The organism is Gordonia polyisoprenivorans, assembly GCF_017654315.1.
GTDB lineage: Bacteria > Actinomycetota > Actinomycetes > Mycobacteriales > Mycobacteriaceae > Gordonia > Gordonia polyisoprenivorans_A.
This window is the reverse complement of sequence record NZ_CP072203.1, coordinates 1,403,559-1,420,550: the sequence shown is the minus strand read 5'-3', so window position 1 is coordinate 1,420,550 and position 16,992 is coordinate 1,403,559. Positions and strand designations below refer to the sequence as shown.

Sequence of the window (16,992 nt, the reverse complement as noted above, 5' to 3'; positions counted from 1 at the left end):
AGCGGTTGGGATGGTGATCAGGCCCGCTTCAGGGTCGGGTCCTCCTCGTAGACCTCCTTGATGAGCGACATGTCGAAGATCTGCTCGGGCTTGATCTGGTAGCCGGCCTTGGCGAGGGCTTCGATGTTCTCGGCGATCAACGCGTCGGTCATGGTGAGCAGCCCGTTGGCCTTGGTGTCGTCGGAGACGACGAGAGTGTTCTGGGCGGTCGCTTCCTTGACCTGTTCGGCCTCGTCGAGTCCGAGATCCTTGCCGTACTTGGTGACGGCGAGTTTCGCCGAGCCCGCGGGATCGGCGACGGCGTCGTACCACCCCTGGATGTCGGCCTTGAGGAAGGCCTTCACCTTGTCGCGCTCGTTGTCGATGGTCTCCTGGCGCACGACGAGGGTCTCGGCGACGAGCGGCAGGTTGAAGTCCGCGAAGAGGAACGCCTTGTTCTCGAAACCCTGCTCGGCCAGCGTGATCGGCTCGTTGGTGATGTAGGCGACCCAGCCGTCGACCTCACCCTTGGTCAGCGGGGTGGGGTCGTATTGCACGGTGATCTTCTGGACGTCGGATTCGGTGAGACCGTTCGCGGTGAGCAGCGCCTTGAAGACGTTCTCGTTGGAGGCCTGCACACCGATCTTCTTACCCTTCATCTCCTGCGGGGTGTTGATGGGCTTGGCCGCCGAGGAGACGATGCAGAACGGGTTCTTCTGGAAGGTTGCCGCAACGGTTTTCAGCTTCGCGCCCTGCAGAATGACCGGAGCGGTGAGCTGCGGGGCGGTCATGCCGATCCACACCTTGTTCGACGTCAGACCCGTCTCCACGCCGGTACCCGCACCACCGCCGGTGAGCAGTTCCGGCGTGCCGACGCCCGCCTTCTGGTAGTACCCCTTCTCCAATGCCCAGTACTCACCGGCGAATTCGATGTTCTTCTGCCACGACAGCTGGACCTTCGGATTGGTCGACGACGCCCCGTTGCCGCCCGAACTGCCGCTGCTGCAGGCCGACAGCACACCGGCGGCGCCGAGCGCACCCGCTGCCCCACCTGCCATCAGCGTGTAGCGAAGAAAGGATCGGCGATCGAATCCGGCGCTCCGACCGGCGGTTCCGCGCTGAGCGGTGTGGTGCTGATTCATGGTGTGGTGTCCCCTCTTTCCGGGCTGTGCCGGGTCTTCTACCTGTTGGTTCCTCCCGGGGCGACAATGGCCCGGGACGGTGGTTCGATCAGTTCTCGCTCATGCCCATCTGCCGCAGCACCACCGTCTCGATCACGCCGACCACGGCGTAGACGATGATCGACGACACCGTGATCACCACGACCGACGCCCACAACTGGTCGTAGGCGGCGGCCGGAAGAGCTTGCTGCAGAGTGGCTCCCAGACCTTTGTTGGTTCCGAGCCACTCGGCGACGGTCGCGCCGATGAACGCGCCGGGCACCGACACCTTGGCCGCGCTGAACAGTGCGGGCACCGCCGACGGCACGGCTGAGCGTCGTAGCGCGGTCCATCGGCCGCCGCCGTAGACGGCGATGACGTCGTCGAGATGTCTTGGGGCGTTGGACAGCCCGGTCATGATCATGACCAGTGCCGGGAAGAACACGACGATTCCACCCATCACCGCGACGACGGCGACACCGCGCCCGACGACGAGCGTGATCAGCGGGGTCATCGCGACCAGTGGCACCGACCGCAGGAGCATCGCGATCGGCATGAATGTCTGTGCGGCCGGGCGGTATACGACGAACAGTGCGGCGGCCAGCACCGCGGCGATCATGCCGGTGACGAAGCCCACCGCCGCATCCTTGAGGGTGATCCACAGGTCGGCGAGGATCTGGTGACGCGAATCCGCCGCGTCGGGCGCGGTGAACAGGTAGGCGTAGACGTCGGCCGGCGTGCGCCCGATGATGGGTCCGATGTCGGGGAAGGCCAACAGGAACAGCCACCAGATCACCAGGATCAGGATCAGCGAGGCGAGCAGCGATCCGAGGAATCTCGCTACCGCCCAAAGACTTCCGGCCCCGGCGCTCATCCGAGCACCGCCAACCCCGTCGACCACCGCGTGACGAACCGCGCCACCACCGCGACGACCGCGTAACCGATACCTGCCACCAGCCCGGCGAGCAGCGCGATCGCCCACACCTGCGGGATGTCGCCGGCCTGCTGGGCGATGATCATCGCCGGTCCGGCACCTTGTTCAGGCATCGCGAGGAACTCGCCGAGTACCGCACCCAGCACCGCGGCGGGGGCGGCGATCTTGATGGCGGCCAACGTATTCGGGAGCGCGGCGACCGAGCGGACCCGCCACAGCTGCACGAGACGTCCGCCGCCGTACACCCGAACCAGATCGAGGCTGCCCTTGTGCGGCGAACGCAACCCCGACAGGGTGCCGATCATCGTCGTGAAGAACACCGAGATCGCCGCGAGGAACACGATCATCGTCTGTACCTCCGCGAAGGCCACCTGAACGATCGGTGCGACGGCGATGATCGGCGTGCAGTAGGAGATGATCGCGAGTTGGGTGGCGAGGCCCTCGACCGGCGGCACGACGATCACCAGCACCGCGAGCGCGATCGCCAGCGCGTTACCCCAGAGGAATCCGCGTAACGCCAGCGAGATGGTCGCCGAGAAATTGTCGACGTAGAACGCAGAACCCTTGTCGCCGATGGCCGTACACACCGCCCACGGGGTGGGGATGGTGCCGTGGAACCACTGCAGGGCACCGGCCATCCACCACAGCAGAATCAGACCGACGATGCCGATCGCGCCCGCGGCCCACCGGCCGGCACCCGCGCGCGACGCCGAGATGCTAGCCACCCACAGCCTCCGCGGCAGCGGGATCGGCGCCCTTCGCGCCGAACAGCAAGCCCGAGAGGTGATCGTGGATCGCGTGGAACTCGGGTGTACGCATCATCTCCGGGGTCCGGGGGCGCGGCAGATCGATGCGCACCGTCTCGATGACGCGTCCGGGCCGCGGACTCATCACCGCGACCACGTCGGAAAGGAACACCGCCTCGGCGATCCCGTGGGTGACCATCAGCGTGGTGGCGGGCTTCTCGGTCCAGATACGCAGCAATTCGATGTTCAGTCGTTGTCGGGTCATGTCGTCGAGCGCGCCGAACGGCTCGTCGAGCAACAACGCGGTCGGGCGGACGACGAGCGCGCGGGCGATCGAAACCCGCTGGCGCATACCGCCGGAGAGCACCGCGGGCTTGGCCTTCTCGAATCCGGTGAGTCCGACGAGCTCGATGAGGTCGGCGACGAGCCCATCGGCGGCGGGCATACGACCCACCTGCAGGGGCAGCTTGATGTTGGACTCCACCGACCGCCACGGCAGCAGCGCCGAGTCCTGGAAGGCGATCCCGAGTTCGTGATTACGTTGCAACTCCTTCGGGGACTGCCCGTTCATCAGTACGGTCCCCGACGTCGGGGACTCCAAACCCGCGAGGATGCGCAGAACCGTGGATTTTCCGCAGCCCGAGGGACCGAGAAGCGACAAGAACTCCCCTTCCGAGGTCTTGAGGTCGACCTCGGCGAGGGCGGTCACCGTCGACGATCCGCGGATCGTTCGAGTGGTGAATTCCTTGGTGAGTCCGGTGATGTCGAGTCCGGTGCCGGGTGGGCGCGGCGTGGCGGGAACCATGCGACGCCACATTAGGAGGGCGTCGTTTCTGTCGGGTTACCGACGCGTAACCGAGTTCGTCCACCTGAACGACGCACGCCCCGGATTCAGGTCCACGTGCCCTAGCGTGTGAGCCGTCGCAGTAGGAGGGGAATCAGTAGGAGGGGAATGACGATGAACGCACCGCAGCACCATCCGGGCCAGCCGTACCCGCAACAGCCCTACGTGGGTCCGCCACAGCCGTACCCACAACCACAGCCGTACCCGCAGCAACCGTATGCCGGGCCGTACCCGGGTCAGCCCCACCCGCCGGGCGCGTACCGCGGTGCACCAACGGGCGCGTACCGCGCGGTCTTCAAGCGGCACACCGGGATGGTGGTCGTGGCGCTGACCAGCCCCAAGCAGACGGTCGGCACCTGGCCCGAGATCCGCAAGGCCTTCTGGGCGGCACAGACGCACTGCCTCACGCTGGGCTGGTGGGGCATCATCTCGTGTCTCGCCTACAACTGGATCGCGATCTTCGGCAACATCTCCGAACTCAACCGGGTCCGCGAACTCGCCAAGCGCAACGGCGACGCCTGAGCGAGGGCCCGATCGCGCGGACTCACACCCGCTCGGACGACCGCATCGCCAGCCCGATCCGTGCGACCATCGCGTCGACGGCGAACTTCGGTTTGACGTTGACGTCGAGCGCCTCGCGGCATTCCAGCACCGCCTCCACGCATCGCAGCAACTGTTCCGGACTGGCATACGAGGCCATCGGCCGGGTCGTGTCGTCGGTCTTGTCGGGGTGCATGGCGGTCACCTGCGCACCCATCGACAGCACCAGGGCGTCGCGGTAGAGGGCGGCGAGGTCGACCAGGGCCCGATCGAGGACGTCACGGCCGACCCGGGTGGCGCGTGACTTCTGGCGCTTCTCCAGTTCTTTCAACGCCCCGGCGCTCCCGCGTGGTGCACGAGCGGTGCCCTTGCCGGTGCCGCCGGCACCGAGGGCGGTCTTGAGTTCCTCGGTCTCGGCCTCGTCGAGCTCGGCACTGATCGCCTTGGCCGCGGTCTCGGCCGAACGCACGAGATCCTCGGCCGCCTTGTACGCCGTCGAGTCGCGGGTGGCCGCCCGCGCGATCCCGAGCGCCGATTCCCGTTGCGCCCGGGCGTCGGGGTCGGTGGCCAGGCGCTTCGCGCGCCCGATGTGGCCGCCACAGACCGACGCCGCCCAGCGGGCCGCCTCGGCGTCGATGCCGTCGCGATCGACGAGCACACGCTCGATGTCGGCGGTCGACGGGGTGGTCAAGGCGATGTGCCGGCATCGCGAGCGCAGTGTGACCGAGATGTCCTCGGGGTCGACCGACGGGGCGCACAGCAGGAAGACCGTACGTGAGGGCGGTTCCTCGACGACCTTCAACAGCGCGTTCGCGGCCTGCTCGGTGAGCCGATCGGCGTCCTCGACGATCACGATCTGCCAGCGGCCCGTGCCCGGACGACGCGAGGCGACCTGCACGATCTCACGCATCGAGTCCACCGACAGGCTCAATCCCTGCGGCACGATGTTGCGGACGTCGGCGTGGGTCTGCGCCATCACCGTCGAACAGGCGCGGCACTCGCCGCAACCGATGACGTCGGGGTCCTGACACTGCAGCGCAGCGGCGAAACAGGTCGCGGCCACCGACCGACCGCTGCCCGGCGGTCCGGTGAACAACCATGCGTGGGTCATCGACGACCGCGCGGGATCGCCGAGATCCTCGTTGCCGTCGGCCTCACCGAACATCGAGACGGCACCGGCGGCGTGCTCGTCGAGTCGATTCGCCAGGCCACGCGCTGCGCGGGCGGCGTCACGCAGGTCGGCGATGACCGTCGTCTGCCCGATCATCCGGTCGAAGACATTTGTCACACCCACACCCTAAACCGCACGTCGGACACGTCCGATTCGTCGACCGCGTTTAACAATTGCAAGCAGCCAGCTACCGTAGTTGACGTGATTGAGCGTCGGTCGAGGGTGTCAAAAGCCCTGCACACGGGGAAGTGGCTGATCCGCACCCCGTGGCCGATCCTTGCGCTCGACATGCTGCGCGCCAACCTCGTCGGAGCATTGTTCACCTTCGCTTTCCTGCGGTTCGGGATGCCCGCAAGCGACTCGTTCCGCTTCGACGAGATCACCACCCTCAATCAGGCGATCTTCGCCGCCTACCTCGTGGTGGCCATGATCGTCGGGGCGGTCTTCAGCATCCAACTGTCGTTGCCGGTGCTGATCTGGCATCGGCGCCGTACCCGCCTGGACAACGAGGGCGCCCGGCGGCGTGCCCTACAACTGCCGATGCTGCTGTCGGCGGTCAACGTCGGCATGTGGCTGGTCGGCGGCATCCTGTTCACCTGCGTGAATCTGACTGTCTCGCACCGGGATGCGTTCATCGTCGCGATGGCCAGCTTCATCGGCGCAATCGTCACCTGTGTGCTCAGCTTCCTCCAGTTCGAGAAGGTGCTGCGGCCCATCACGGTAGCGGCGATGGCCAACAACCCCGACAACGCGATCGCACCGGGGGTCACCACCCGCATCACCGTGTTCTGGGTGATCAGTGTGGTGGCGCCGATGATGGTCATCATCGGGCTGATCACGATGCAACGGCTGAACTTCATCGAGACCGACGCCGCCGGGCTGCAACGGCCGATCCTGTGGATGGCGTTGGCGTCGTTGGCCTTCAGCCTGCTCGCGATCGTGCGCGTGGTGGCGGCGATCAACGACCCCATCAAACAACTTCGCCGTGCGCAGTCGAAGGTGTCCGCGGGCGATCTGAACGCCGCGGTGAAGATCTACGACGGCTCCGACCTCGGCCTGCTGCAGGCCGGTTTCAACGACATGGTGGCCGATCTGCGCGAACGTCAGCAGCTGCGCAACCTGTTCGGCCGCTACGTCGGAGAGGACGTCGCACGACGGGCCATCGAAATCGGCACCGAACTCGGCGGCGAGGAACGCTACGTGGGGGTGCTATTCGTCGACATCGTCGGCTCGACGCGCCTGGCGGTGAACCGGCCCCCGCGAGAGGTCGTCGACATGCTCAACGAGTTCTTCCGTGTGGTGGTGGCGGTGGTCGGGCGGCACGGCGGCTTCGTCAACAAATTCCAAGGCGATGCCGCACTCGCGATCTTCGGTGCGCCCCTGGATCTCGAGGACTTCGCCGGTCGCGCACTGGCGTCGGCGCGCGAGCTGCGCATCGAGCTCTACCAGACCCTCGGCGACACCGACATCGGCATCGGGGTGTCGGCGGGCAAGGCGATCGCCGGCCACATCGGTTCCGAACAGCGCCTGGAGTACACCGTCATCGGCGACCCGGTCAACGAGGCCGCCCGGCTGACCGAGCTCGCCAAGGACGAGCCGACACGTGTGCTCGGGTCGGCTCGTGCGGTGTTCCTGGCCTCGCACGAGGAGGCCGAGTACTGGGAGATCGGTGAAGGCGTCGAACTGCGCGGACGCGGCATCGAAACCCTGTTGGCGCGCCCACACGTCGACCCCATGAACACCAGCCCGATCCCGGTCACCGAGGTGCCCTGAGCACGGCTCACCTGGGCACGTACATCCGGCCGGGGCCGGATTCGGACCCCTCAGTCCTCCGACGCGTCAGGTGCCGTCTTCTTGGCCGCAGTCTTCTTTGCGGTGGTCTTCTTTGCGGTGGTCTTCTTGGCGGCCGTCTTCTTCGCCGCCGTTTTCTTGGCGGCGGTCTTCTTGGCCGGCGTCTTCTTCGCGGCCTTCTTGGTGGCCTTCTTGGCGGGTCCGCGTGCGCGGCGGTCCGCGAGCAACTCCATTGCCCGCTCAGGGGTGATGGAGGCGACCTCGTCGCCCTTGCGCAGGCTGGCGTTGGTTTCGCCGTCGGTGACGTACGGGCCGAAACGGCCGTCCTTGATCACCATCGGCTGTCCGCTGACCTCGTCGTTCTTGCCGAGTTCACGCAGCGGCGGAGCGGCAGCGGCCCGGCCTCGACGCTTGGGCTCGGAGTAGATCTTGAGGGCCTCGTCGAGGGTGATGCTGAACAACTGATCCTCGCTGGTCAGCGACCGCGAGTCGGTGCCCTTCTTCAGGTACGGGCCGTAGCGGCCGTTCTGGGCGGTGATCTCCTCGTTCGACGCCGGATCGACGCCGACCACGCGCGGCAACGACAGCAGCTTCAGCGCGTCGTCGAGCGTGACGGTGGAGATGTCCATGGTCTTGAACAGCGATCCGGTCCGCGGCTTGGGGCCCGCGGCCTTCTTGGCGGTCTTCTTCGCAGCGGTCTTCTTGGCGACCGCTTTCTTTGCGGCGGTCTTGGTGGCCGTCGAACCGCCGGAGGTCGATCCGCCCGTGCCGGCCGGGGTGTCGTCGAGCGGGACGATCTCTCCGTCACCGGCGCCGCCACCGTCACGCGGGGTGGGCCCGGCCGGGATCGTCGCCGGCGCGCCGGCCGAGCCGGAATCGTCACCGTCGTCCTCGGCAGGCAGGATCTCGGTCACATAAGGGCCGAATCTGCCCTCCTTGACCACGATTTCGTGCCCGGTCACCGGATCGGTGCCGAGTGTGCGTCCCTCCTGCGGGGTGGCGAACAGCTTCTCCGCCACGGCGAGGGTGAGCTCGTCGGGAGTCATGTCGGCGGGCAGGTTGGCCCGCTGCAGGTCCGGTTCGGCGTCGGCGCTCGCGGCGACGTTGCGTTCGAGGTACGGCCCGAACCGTCCGACGCGCACATAGACCGGTCGGCCCTGCTCGTCGTCGAACAGGCGGATCGAGTTGACCTCGCGGGCGTCGATCTCCTCGAGATTGACCCCGACGAGCTTCTTCAAGCCGCCGTGCCTGGCGATATCCGAGCCGGCTATTTCCGCGTCATGCTCGGCATTCGCGGCTGAATCACCGAAGTAGAACTCGGTGAGCCACCGGGTGCGGTTCTCCTGGCCATTGGCGATCTGATCGAGATCGTCCTCGAGGGACGCGGTGAAGTCGTAGTCGACGAGGCTCTCGAAGTAGGCCTCCAGCAAGCCGACGACGGCGAACGCGATCCACGAGGGCACCAGCGCGTTGCCCTTCTTGACCACGTAGCCACGGTCCTGGATGGTGCCGATGATCGAGGCATACGTCGACGGGCGACCGATGCCCAGCTCCTCGAGCACCTTCACCAGCGACGCCTCGGTGAAGCGGGCGGGCGGGTTGGTGGAGTGGCCGTCGGCCCGCAGCTCCGAGGCGGTCAACGACTGGCCCTCGGTCAGCTGCGGCAAACGGTTCTCGGCGTCGTCGGCCTGGCCGCCCGCCTGATCGTCGACGGTCTCGACGTAGGCCGACAAGAAGCCCGGGAAGGTGATCGTGCGACCCGACGCGGCGAAGGTGCATTCCTCGCCGCTGGAGGCGGTTCCGGTGATCCGCAGGCTCAGCGTGGTGCCCTTGGCATCGGCCATCTGGCTGGCCACCGTACGCTGCCAGATCAGCTCGTAGAGACGGAATTCATCGGTCTCCAACTGACCGGCGACCTGGCCGGGAGTCCGGAATGTCTCACCGGCCGGGCGGATCGCCTCGTGAGCTTCCTGGGCGTTCTTGACCTTTCGCGTGTACTGCCGCGGGGTCGGGTGAACGAAGTTGTCACCGTACAGTTCTCGCGCCTGGGTACGAGCGGCGTTGATGGCCGACTCGCTCAGCGTCGTCGAGTCGGTACGCATGTAGGTGATGAAGCCGTTCTCGTACAGGCGTTGCGCGATGCGCATCGTGCGGTCGGAGGAGAACCGCAACTTGCGGCCGGCTTCCTGCTGCAGCGTCGAGGTCATGAACGGCGCGTACGGCCGCCGGGTGTACGGCTTCTCCTCGACCGAGGTGACGGTCATGTCGGCGCCGTCGAGGGCACCGGCCAGCGCGGTGGCCCGGGACTCGTCGAGGACGATGACGCCGTCGGCCTTCTTCAGCACACCCTTCGGGGTGAAATCACGGCCGGTCGCGACACGGGCGTCGTCGACATTGACCAGGCGCGCGGAGAAGCTCCGCGGATTGGACGCGTCCTCCTGCGACCCGGCGGCGTTCATCGTCGCATCGATGTCCCAGTACTCCGCCGAGACGAACGCCATCCGCTCGCGTTCGCGCTCGACGATGATCCGGGTGGCCACCGACTGCACACGGCCCGCCGACAGCTTCGGCATGACCTTCTTCCACAGCACCGGGGAGACCTCGTAGCCGTAGAGACGGTCCAGGATGCGGCGGGTCTCCTGGGCATCGACGAGATCGATGTCGAGGTCGCGGGGGTTCTCCGCGGCCGCCCGGATCGCCGGCTCGGTGATCTCGTGGAACACCATCCGCTTGACCGGGATCTTCGGCTTGAGCGTCTCGAGCAGGTGCCAGGCGATCGCCTCACCCTCGCGGTCACCGTCGGTGGCGAGATAGAGCTCGTCGACGTCGCGCATCAGCGACTTGAGTTCGGTGACCGTCGACTTCTTGTCGGGTGAGACCACGTAGAGCGGTTCGAAGTTCTCGTCGACGTTCACCCCGAGCCGCGCCCACGACTGACCCTTGTACTTGGCCGGGACGTCGGCGGCGCCGCGCGGCAGGTCCCGGATGTGCCCACGGGAGGACTCGACCACATAGTTCGATCCCAGGTACCCGGCGATCTTGCGCGCCTTGGTGGGCGACTCGACGATCACGAGTCGTCGGATCGCTTTGCCGCTCGTGGGGCTTGTGGTGCTGGTCTCGGCCAACGGGGGTCCTTCGCTATCGAGTCGGTCACCGGGCGGGTGATTGTGCCCGGAGCCGCTCTTGTTCGTTCAGTGGGTTTGTACCTTATAGATAGCGCCTATTGCACATCCGAATTCCCGGCAAGGTATACCCGACGGACCGGACATCTCTCATTCTTTTAAGGAATCACCTGGTCAGACGGCTGTGAAGCATGCATCACATTTTGGCGTCATCGGCGTGGCTCCGATGCAGGGACCCGACGGACGCGGGCGTCTCGGCGATCAGTCGGCACCAGGCCACTCGCGAGCCGACGCACCGGGTGGCCGCGGGCCGACATACTCGGCCAACCGCGCCAGTCGGCGACGCCCCACCCGCAGCGCGGGCGCCCCGATCCGGTTGCCGACGAGGGTCGGAGCGATGCCGACCCGCATCAATGCAGTGGCAAGCAATGAATGCGAGTCCGGGCAATGCGCGTCGAGCCCGAGGAGATACTGTCCGGTCGGGTCGGTGCGGCCGGCCGCCAGTACCCAGAACCGCAACGCATGCGGTGTCGGGACCCACGCGGCGGGCATCGTCTTGACCGCACCCGTCGACCAGCGGCGGTGCAATTCGTCGAGATCCGGACTCGGCGCGGTGCGCGCCAGCGGATTGCCCTCGTCGGAGGCGATGACCTCGGCCTCGAGACCGACCGTCCGCACCTGCTCGGCGATCGCATCGGCACGCCACAGTTCGGCGACGACGACCGACACGCGCGTACCGATCAGCTCCGCCCCGGCATACACCGGCGCCGACTGCCCGGGACCGGCGAGCAGACCCGCCAGGTCGTCGATCGTCGGTTCGTCGGTCTCCGCGGAGAAGAACGCCAACTGACCCACGGCTATGAGACTACTGCGCCGCGCGATACCGGTGGCCCCGCGCGCCACCCGGGTCGCGATGAACCCCGGGGGCGGGCAGAGAAAACCGCTCCCGGTCTGGATGACCAGACCGGGAGCGGTTCAAGACAAACTCTTCGCGTTGCCGCGAGGTCGCCTATCAGACGGCGCGGACGCCCGTCGCCTGTGGGCCCTTCGTGCCCTGCCCGACCTCGAACTCGACGCGCTGGTTCTCTTCGAGGGTGCGGAAACCGGATCCCTGGATCTCGGAGTAGTGGACGAACACGTCGTCGGACCCCTCGTCAGGAGCGATGAAGCCGAAGCCCTTTTCCGCGTTGAACCACTTCACAGTTCCCTGTGCCATTACTGCAATCCTTCACATTCATTCGATCTGACACCGATACGAGATGTACTCGCACCGTGGCCGGTTCTGACCGCCATACCTCGAAGAAACCCCGGTGAACCGTGGACGCGGTTCGGTGAGGGAATAACTCAGTACCACGGCTGCAACCCGATTCCCCCGATCACCGCAGTGACGATGCATCGGAAGAAGCTGCGGCCGCACATAGTCAATCACGTCTGACACCGATGCGATAGTCACAGGACCAGTGGGAACGAAAATGTGGACGATTACAGCCGATTGACATCAAGCGGTAACATCTGCGCGGGCGTCACGCCAGAGCGCCACATATCGATCCGGTCTCGAATTCCCGTCGCAGAGCACGAGAACCACATTCGACTTCACGCGACACAGACGACAACAAAGAGTTATGAGCCTGCACACCTTCGGAACCGAACTCCTCCGCCGCTCCCTCGCCGGTACCGAAGCGGACTCTGGTCCTGTCACACACCTGTCCGTCATCCCATCGCGCACAGCGACTTTCACCGACTGGCCGGAATGGGTCGACGAGAACGTGCGCGAGGCATTCGAGGCAAACGGCATCACGAAACCATGGATTCATCAGGCAGCGGCAGCCGAACATGCACACTCGGGTCGGCACGTGTCCATATCCACCGGCACCGCGTCCGGGAAATCACTGGCCTACCAATTACCGATCCTGAATACGCTCCTCACCGAACCACACTCCACCGCACTGTATTTGGCTCCCACCAAAGCTCTCGGCGCCGACCAGATCCGGGCTGTCTCCGCACTGACCGCCGGCCGCGGACCCTTTGCACACCTCGCACCGTGCGCCTACGACGGCGACACCGATCCGGACATACGGCATTGGGCGCGCACACATTCCCGGTGGATCTTCACCAACCCCGACATGTTGCACATCGGGATACTCACCGGCGTGCTCTCCGGTGGCGGCGGCTCGTCGACGGGCCCGGTGCGCGGACAGTGGCGGCAGTTCTTCCGGCACCTGCGATACATCGTGATCGACGAATGTCACTACTACCGTGGGGTGTTCGGTTCACACACGGCGCTGGTCCTGCGGCGGTTGTTGCGATTGGCACGTGCGTGCGGATCGAATCCGACGGTGATCGCGGCGAGCGCGACCGTCGCCGACCCGGCGGCTGCGCTGTCCCGACTCATCGGCGAACCGGCGGTCGGGGTGACCGAGGACGGATCGCCGCGCGGCGAACGCACCATCGCCCTGTGGGAGCCCGATTTCGTGCCGGGGATCAGCGGCGAGAACGGTGCACCGGTCCGCCGGTCCGCGGGCGCCGAATCCTCAAGACTACTCGCCGATTTCGTCATCGAGGGCGCACGCACGCTGTGCTTCGGGCGCAGTCGGCGCGGAGTGGAGATCACCGCACTCGGCGCCCGTGATCTGTTGGCGCACAGCGCCCCTGAACTGGTCGACAAGGTCGCCGCCTACCGTGCCGGATACCTCGCCGAGGACCGGCGCAAACTCGAACAGGCCATCTCCTCCGGCGAACTCGTCGGCGTGGCCACCACCAACGCACTCGAACTCGGCGTCGACATCAGCGGCCTCGACGCCGTCATCATCGCCGGGTACCCGGGCACCGTCGCATCGTTCTGGCAGCAGGCCGGGCGTGCCGGTCGTCAGCGCACCTCGGGCGACGCGCTCGTGGTGCTCGTCGCCCGCGACGATCCGCTCGACACCTATCTGGTCCATCACCCGCAGGCATTGCTGGGCACGCCGGTCGAGGCGCCAGTCATCGACCCGACCAATCGCTACATCCTCGGCCCCCACCTACTCTGTGCGGCAACCGAATTCCCGCTGCAAGACGCCGAGATCGAGCAATGGCGCGCCGGCGAGCTGGTCGCCGATCTCGCGGCGCAGGGGCTGCTGCGCAGGCGCAAGGCCGGCTGGTATGCCGCGCCCGGGGTGGATCCGCACGGCGACATCGACATTCGCGGCGGCATCGGCGGACAGATCCTGATCGTCGACGCGACCACCTCGGAGTTACTCGGCACCGTCGACGCCGGACGCGCCCCGGCCACCGTGCATCCCGGGGCCGTGCACATCCATCAGGGCCGCACCTACGTCGTCGACGAACTCGACCTCGACGACGGACTGGCGCTCGCCCACCCCGAGGAGCCGGACTGGACGACCTCGGCGCGGGAAACCACCGAGATCACCATCACCGACGTCGTCGCCGCCACCGATCACGGGGTGTTGCGGACAGCGCTGGTCGACGTCGACGTCACCCATCAGGTCGTCGGCTATCTCCGTACGCTGCTCTCCGGCGAGGTGCTCGACGCCGTCGAACTCGACATGCCACGTCAGACCCTGCACACCCGCGCGGTGATGTACACGCTGCCGCCGGAGGTCCTCGCCGCCGACGGGATCGACGCGACCCGCCTGCCCGGCTCGCTGCACGCCGCCGAACACGCCGCCATCGGTCTGCTGCCGCTGATCGCGACGTGCGATCGCTGGGACATCGGTGGGCTCTCCACCAACCTGCACCCCGACACCGGACTGCCGACGGTGTTCGTCTACGACGGCTATCTGGGCGGCGCGGGGTTCGCCGAACGCGGCTACACCGAATTCGCCGCCTGGATCGCCGCCACCCGGGACGCCGTCGCCGGCTGCGGCTGCGAGAGCGGCTGCCCGTCGTGCGTGCAGTCCCCCAAGTGCGGCAACGGAAACGATCCACTCGACAAGGCCGGAGCCATCACCACCTTGTCGCTGCTGTCGGCGTTGCTCGCAGGGTGAGACGCCACCTGCGCCCGTCCGAGCATCGTCGACGCAGGTCAGCGCCCCGTGCGCAGCCTTCGCCCTCGTGAATCATCAAGGCGTCTCGGTGAATTCCGTGTCGGAGGGAACCAAACCCTCGTTTCTCGGCGATAATCGACCAATGCAGGACAGCGATGCCGGGCAGGACGGGGAAGCCGGGCTCGACCGGGACGCCGGACACACCAGGGCGCAGGGCACGATCCTGCGGCCGTGCCCGGTGTACTTCCTGCTCGCCCGCCCCACCCAGGAACCCGACCGGATGCCGTCGACGATCGGTGAGAGCGACGTGTTCTTCTCCGAGGCCGAGGCACTCGACGCCCTCGACATCCACTTCGCGTGGGCGTCGGCCAGCCTGGAGAACCCGGCCGTGGCCGATACCGCGCAGTGGTATCTGCAGAGCGCCATGGTCGGGCCCCGGATCAGCCCGTCGCTCGGTGAGGTGTACCTCGCGATTTCCGAAGGCTCCTCGGGTGACACCTGGGCAGCTGCGGGCGGCTTCCTCACCGAGGGCGAGGTGGTGCACTGGGCGCCGTTCGTCAGCGCGGTGCGCCCGCGAATCCGCACCGCGTACGGCGACGGCGTCCTGGAATTGGCCTACCGGGGTGACACGTCGGTGTATTTCGGTCAGGTGTGGTTCGCGCCGATGCATTCGGTGCGCGTGTACCCGAAGCGGATCATCGTCGGCGACGACGCCATCGGTTAGAGCACTTCGGGTTGGTTCACTGTGCCGGACCCGCCCGCGCCGCCGCCGACGCATCACGAGAACCGAAGAGCCCCAGCGTGATCGGCACGCCTACCTCGACGACGATGTCGGCGCCGTCGGTCCGACACCGACGCAGCACCACCCCCGAACGCTGATCGTCGACCACCTCCCGGGCGGTTGCGCACGCATCACCGTCACCGGAGACGTGATCGATGGCCGCAGCGAGGGCCGCGAGGTCGGCGGCCGACTGCGCCCGGTGCCGGGCGATCACCGCCGCACCGACGTAGACCAGCATCACCAGGACCGACACCACCCCGACGATGACCCCGGCCGCGGCGACGGTGGCGTAACCACGATCGTCACGGGCAAGGCGCACAAGCATTTTCACGGCGTCACCCCCGGCGCGATGTCGACCTGATCGGAGCCGTCCGGCTCCTTGGCCGCCACCGCCCGGGCCGACATCGTCAGCCCGGGCAGCGACAGCACCCGGTCGGAGACCGAGACGACGACCTTGCCGCCCTGCTCGCTCACCGCGATGGTCGCGTCGGCGCCGACCAGCCGGGCTCCGGCCGCCCGCGCCCCGGCGTCACCGGCCGCGGTCAACCGCGCGACCTCACGGGCGGCGTCGGTGCACCGGATCTCGGCGATCACCGCACCGATCGCCCCGACACCCAGGATGAGGACGGCCACGATCGCGGCGATCGCATACGCCGCCTCGACGGTGACCATGCCCGCGTCATCGTCCAAGACACGTCGCAGCACGCCACGTCGCGCCACGCCCCGACGCCGCGCTCCCATCAGCTCACCGAGGTGTTGAGGGCCTTGTTGATGATCCCGGTGAGTGCGGAAACGATGTCGTTGCCGGTGACGACGGTGTAGAGGATCGCCCCGAATGCTGCGGCAGCGATGGTGCCGATGGCGTATTCGGCGGTACTCATTCCCTCCTCGTCGCTGATCAGGCGCAACGTCTGGGCGTTGAGCCAGTCACCCGCAGCGCGGAAGCCGGGAACACCGCGTGGGTTCTCGATGGGGTCGGCATCGTCGGGAGGGCTTTGATTCATGGTGTGTGACATGGTTTTTCCTTTCGGGGTTCGGACGTTGCGGTAATTGGACGCAGCGGGCGGCGATTTGGCTCCCTCCCGGCGCAAGTTTTTCTAGGGCGTGTCCCCCAATTCCTCTGCGATGGATTTGCGAGGTCGATGGTTTCCTGGCAAGGCGGAGGAGGCGCCGTCCTGAGGTGCGAGGCACGAGCCTCGAAGGGGAGCGATAGCGGAGCTATCGTGACCGACGACAACGCCGCCAGGGGGCCATCGAGCCGCAAAGACGCGCAAAGGGAATTGGGAGACACGCCCTAGAGACCTCCCAGGGTCTGCGACGCGAGGCCGATGACCACGGGCACGATGCCCAGACAGATGAACGCCGGCAGGAAGCACAAACCCAATGGGCCGCTGACCATCACCCCGGCCCGCTCGGCGCGGGCCAGCGCTTCGTCGTGGGCACGCCGGCGGAGGTGTTCGGCGAGTTCGCCGACCCCGTCGGCGAGTGCCGACCCGGCTCGCGCCGACCGTCGGGCGAGCATCGTCAGATCCGCGAAACATTCGGCGCCGAGGTCGGTCGACGACGCCCGCCGCCGACGTCGTCGGGCACCCGGTGACACCTCGGGAGCAGCCCAGGCCCGGTCCGGGTCGGCGCCGAGTTCGAGGAGTTCTGCGGTCGAGGTCAACGGCCGCGCCAGGGACGGCGGTGCACTCGATGCCGCGACCCGGATCGCCTGTGCCACCGGTAGTCCGGCGCGTAGGCACACCGCGAGCAGGTCCAGTGCGGCCGCGGTGGCGAACGGGTCGGCCCCGCGGTCGCTCACCCCGAGGAATCGTGGTTCCCGCGTGGGCGGTGCGGGCAGATCGATCACCCGGTAGAGACGCCAACGCGCGGCCGGCCAGATCCAGCAGGCGAGGGCCATCAGGAGCACGGCCACGGCCTTCACCGGGCCACTCCCAT

The 16,992-nt window shown here is 67.1% G+C and carries 16 protein-coding genes; 4 read left to right on the top strand and 12 right to left on the bottom strand.

The features are described from left to right. Window positions 1-17: 17 nt before the first annotated feature. From J6U32_RS06390 to J6U32_RS06375, 4 genes are all read right to left on the bottom strand, one after another. On the bottom strand, window positions 18-1,121 hold the full coding sequence (locus J6U32_RS06390; protein WP_208794033.1) for an ABC transporter substrate-binding protein: 1,104 nt from the start codon (window positions 1,119-1,121) through the stop codon (window positions 18-20). A gap of 88 nt (window positions 1,122-1,209) precedes the next feature. Further along, window positions 1,210-2,013 (bottom strand): ABC transporter permease, encoded by an 804-nt coding sequence (locus J6U32_RS06385; RefSeq protein ID WP_208794032.1) that lies wholly within the window; start codon window positions 2,011-2,013, stop codon window positions 1,210-1,212. After that, complete coding sequence (locus J6U32_RS06380; protein WP_208794031.1) at window positions 2,010-2,798, bottom strand: ABC transporter permease; 789 nt, start codon at window positions 2,796-2,798, stop codon at window positions 2,010-2,012. The genes J6U32_RS06385 and J6U32_RS06380 overlap by 4 nt, the downstream gene beginning before the upstream one ends. Beyond that, window positions 2,791-3,636, bottom strand: coding sequence for an ABC transporter ATP-binding protein (locus tag J6U32_RS06375; protein ID WP_208794030.1), 846 nt, complete (start codon window positions 3,634-3,636; stop codon window positions 2,791-2,793). The genes J6U32_RS06380 and J6U32_RS06375 overlap by 8 nt, the downstream gene beginning before the upstream one ends. Before the next feature lie 141 nt (window positions 3,637-3,777). Between J6U32_RS06375 and J6U32_RS27265 the strand changes: the two genes are divergently transcribed. Further along, window positions 3,778-4,185: a hypothetical protein gene (locus J6U32_RS27265; RefSeq protein WP_244332649.1), complete on the top strand. Its 408-nt coding sequence runs from the start codon at window positions 3,778-3,780 to the stop codon at window positions 4,183-4,185. Between the two features lie 22 nt (window positions 4,186-4,207). Here the strand turns inward: J6U32_RS27265 and J6U32_RS06365 are convergent, their stop codons facing one another. Continuing rightward, window positions 4,208-5,491, bottom strand: a complete 1,284-nt coding sequence (locus J6U32_RS06365) for a DNA polymerase III subunit delta' (RefSeq protein WP_208794029.1) — start codon at window positions 5,489-5,491, stop codon at window positions 4,208-4,210. A gap of 171 nt (window positions 5,492-5,662) precedes the next feature. On the opposite strand from J6U32_RS06365, the gene J6U32_RS06360 reads away from it, so the two are divergent. Next, entirely contained in the window at window positions 5,663-7,147 is a 1,485-nt protein-coding gene (locus tag J6U32_RS06360) for an adenylate/guanylate cyclase domain-containing protein (protein ID WP_244332891.1), read from the top strand. 50 nt (window positions 7,148-7,197) lie between these two features. Here J6U32_RS06360 and topA read toward each other — a convergent pair whose 3' ends face one another. The 3 genes from topA to J6U32_RS06345 form a co-directional block, all read right to left on the bottom strand. Then, window positions 7,198-10,290: a type I DNA topoisomerase gene (gene topA / locus J6U32_RS06355; protein ID WP_208794028.1), complete on the bottom strand. Its 3,093-nt coding sequence runs from the start codon at window positions 10,288-10,290 to the stop codon at window positions 7,198-7,200. A gap of 258 nt (window positions 10,291-10,548) precedes the next feature. Continuing rightward, complete coding sequence (locus tag J6U32_RS06350; protein WP_208794027.1) at window positions 10,549-11,142, bottom strand: hypothetical protein; 594 nt, start codon at window positions 11,140-11,142, stop codon at window positions 10,549-10,551. 157 nt (window positions 11,143-11,299) lie between these two features. Then, entirely contained in the window at window positions 11,300-11,503 is a 204-nt protein-coding gene (locus tag J6U32_RS06345) for a cold-shock protein (protein ID WP_004022110.1), read from the bottom strand. A 406-nt stretch (window positions 11,504-11,909) separates the two neighbouring features. Between J6U32_RS06345 and J6U32_RS06340 the strand changes: the two genes are divergently transcribed. Together J6U32_RS06340 and J6U32_RS06335 are read left to right on the top strand one after the other, a co-directional pair. Beyond that, complete coding sequence (locus J6U32_RS06340) at window positions 11,910-14,270, top strand: DEAD/DEAH box helicase (protein ID WP_208794026.1); 2,361 nt, start codon at window positions 11,910-11,912, stop codon at window positions 14,268-14,270. A 142-nt stretch (window positions 14,271-14,412) separates the two neighbouring features. After that, entirely contained in the window at window positions 14,413-14,994 is a 582-nt protein-coding gene (locus J6U32_RS06335) for a hypothetical protein (RefSeq protein WP_208794025.1), read from the top strand. Window positions 14,995-15,010: 16 nt separating this feature from the next. Here J6U32_RS06335 and J6U32_RS06330 read toward each other — a convergent pair whose 3' ends face one another. From J6U32_RS06330 to J6U32_RS06315, 4 genes are all read right to left on the bottom strand, one after another. Continuing rightward, window positions 15,011-15,376 (bottom strand): Rv3654c family TadE-like protein, encoded by a 366-nt coding sequence (locus tag J6U32_RS06330; RefSeq protein ID WP_208795980.1) that lies wholly within the window; start codon window positions 15,374-15,376, stop codon window positions 15,011-15,013. A 2-nt stretch (window positions 15,377-15,378) separates the two neighbouring features. Beyond that, window positions 15,379-15,792, bottom strand: a complete 414-nt coding sequence (locus tag J6U32_RS06325) for a TadE family type IV pilus minor pilin (RefSeq protein WP_208794024.1) — start codon at window positions 15,790-15,792, stop codon at window positions 15,379-15,381. Next, window positions 15,792-16,067, bottom strand: a complete 276-nt coding sequence (locus tag J6U32_RS06320) for a DUF4244 domain-containing protein (RefSeq protein ID WP_208794023.1) — start codon at window positions 16,065-16,067, stop codon at window positions 15,792-15,794. Before J6U32_RS06320 ends, J6U32_RS06325 begins: the two co-directional genes overlap by 1 nt. A 278-nt stretch (window positions 16,068-16,345) precedes the next feature. After that, the gene (locus tag J6U32_RS06315) at window positions 16,346-16,978 is read right to left on the bottom strand and encodes a type II secretion system F family protein (RefSeq protein WP_208794022.1); all 633 of its coding nucleotides are present in this window, start codon (window positions 16,976-16,978) and stop codon (window positions 16,346-16,348) included. Window positions 16,979-16,992 lie beyond the last annotated feature (14 nt).

What these genes read in the sequence shown, in the direction of transcription:
- J6U32_RS06340 (WP_208794026.1), top strand. Translation starts at nt 11,910, where the DNA reads ATGAGCCTGCACACCTTCGGAACCGAACTCCTCCGCCGCTCCCTCGCC.
- J6U32_RS06360 (WP_244332891.1), top strand. Translation starts at nt 5,663, where the DNA reads ATGCTGCGCGCCAACCTCGTCGGAGCATTGTTCACCTTCGCTTTCCTG.
- J6U32_RS06390 (WP_208794033.1), bottom strand. Translation starts at nt 1,121, where the DNA reads ATGAATCAGCACCACACCGCTCAGCGCGGAACCGCCGGTCGGAGCGCC.
- J6U32_RS06325 (WP_208794024.1), bottom strand. Translation starts at nt 15,792, where the DNA reads ATGGGAGCGCGGCGTCGGGGCGTGGCGCGACGTGGCGTGCTGCGACGT.
- J6U32_RS06385 (WP_208794032.1), bottom strand. Translation starts at nt 2,013, where the DNA reads ATGAGCGCCGGGGCCGGAAGTCTTTGGGCGGTAGCGAGATTCCTCGGA.
- J6U32_RS27265 (WP_244332649.1), top strand. Translation starts at nt 3,778, where the DNA reads ATGAACGCACCGCAGCACCATCCGGGCCAGCCGTACCCGCAACAGCCC.
- J6U32_RS06335 (WP_208794025.1), top strand. Translation starts at nt 14,413, where the DNA reads ATGCAGGACAGCGATGCCGGGCAGGACGGGGAAGCCGGGCTCGACCGG.
- J6U32_RS06320 (WP_208794023.1), bottom strand. Translation starts at nt 16,067, where the DNA reads ATGTCACACACCATGAATCAAAGCCCTCCCGACGATGCCGACCCCATC.
- J6U32_RS06375 (WP_208794030.1), bottom strand. Translation starts at nt 3,636, where the DNA reads ATGTGGCGTCGCATGGTTCCCGCCACGCCGCGCCCACCCGGCACCGGA.
- J6U32_RS06330 (WP_208795980.1), bottom strand. Translation starts at nt 15,376, where the DNA reads ATGCTTGTGCGCCTTGCCCGTGACGATCGTGGTTACGCCACCGTCGCC.
- J6U32_RS06345 (WP_004022110.1), bottom strand. Translation starts at nt 11,503, where the DNA reads ATGGCACAGGGAACTGTGAAGTGGTTCAACGCGGAAAAGGGCTTCGGC.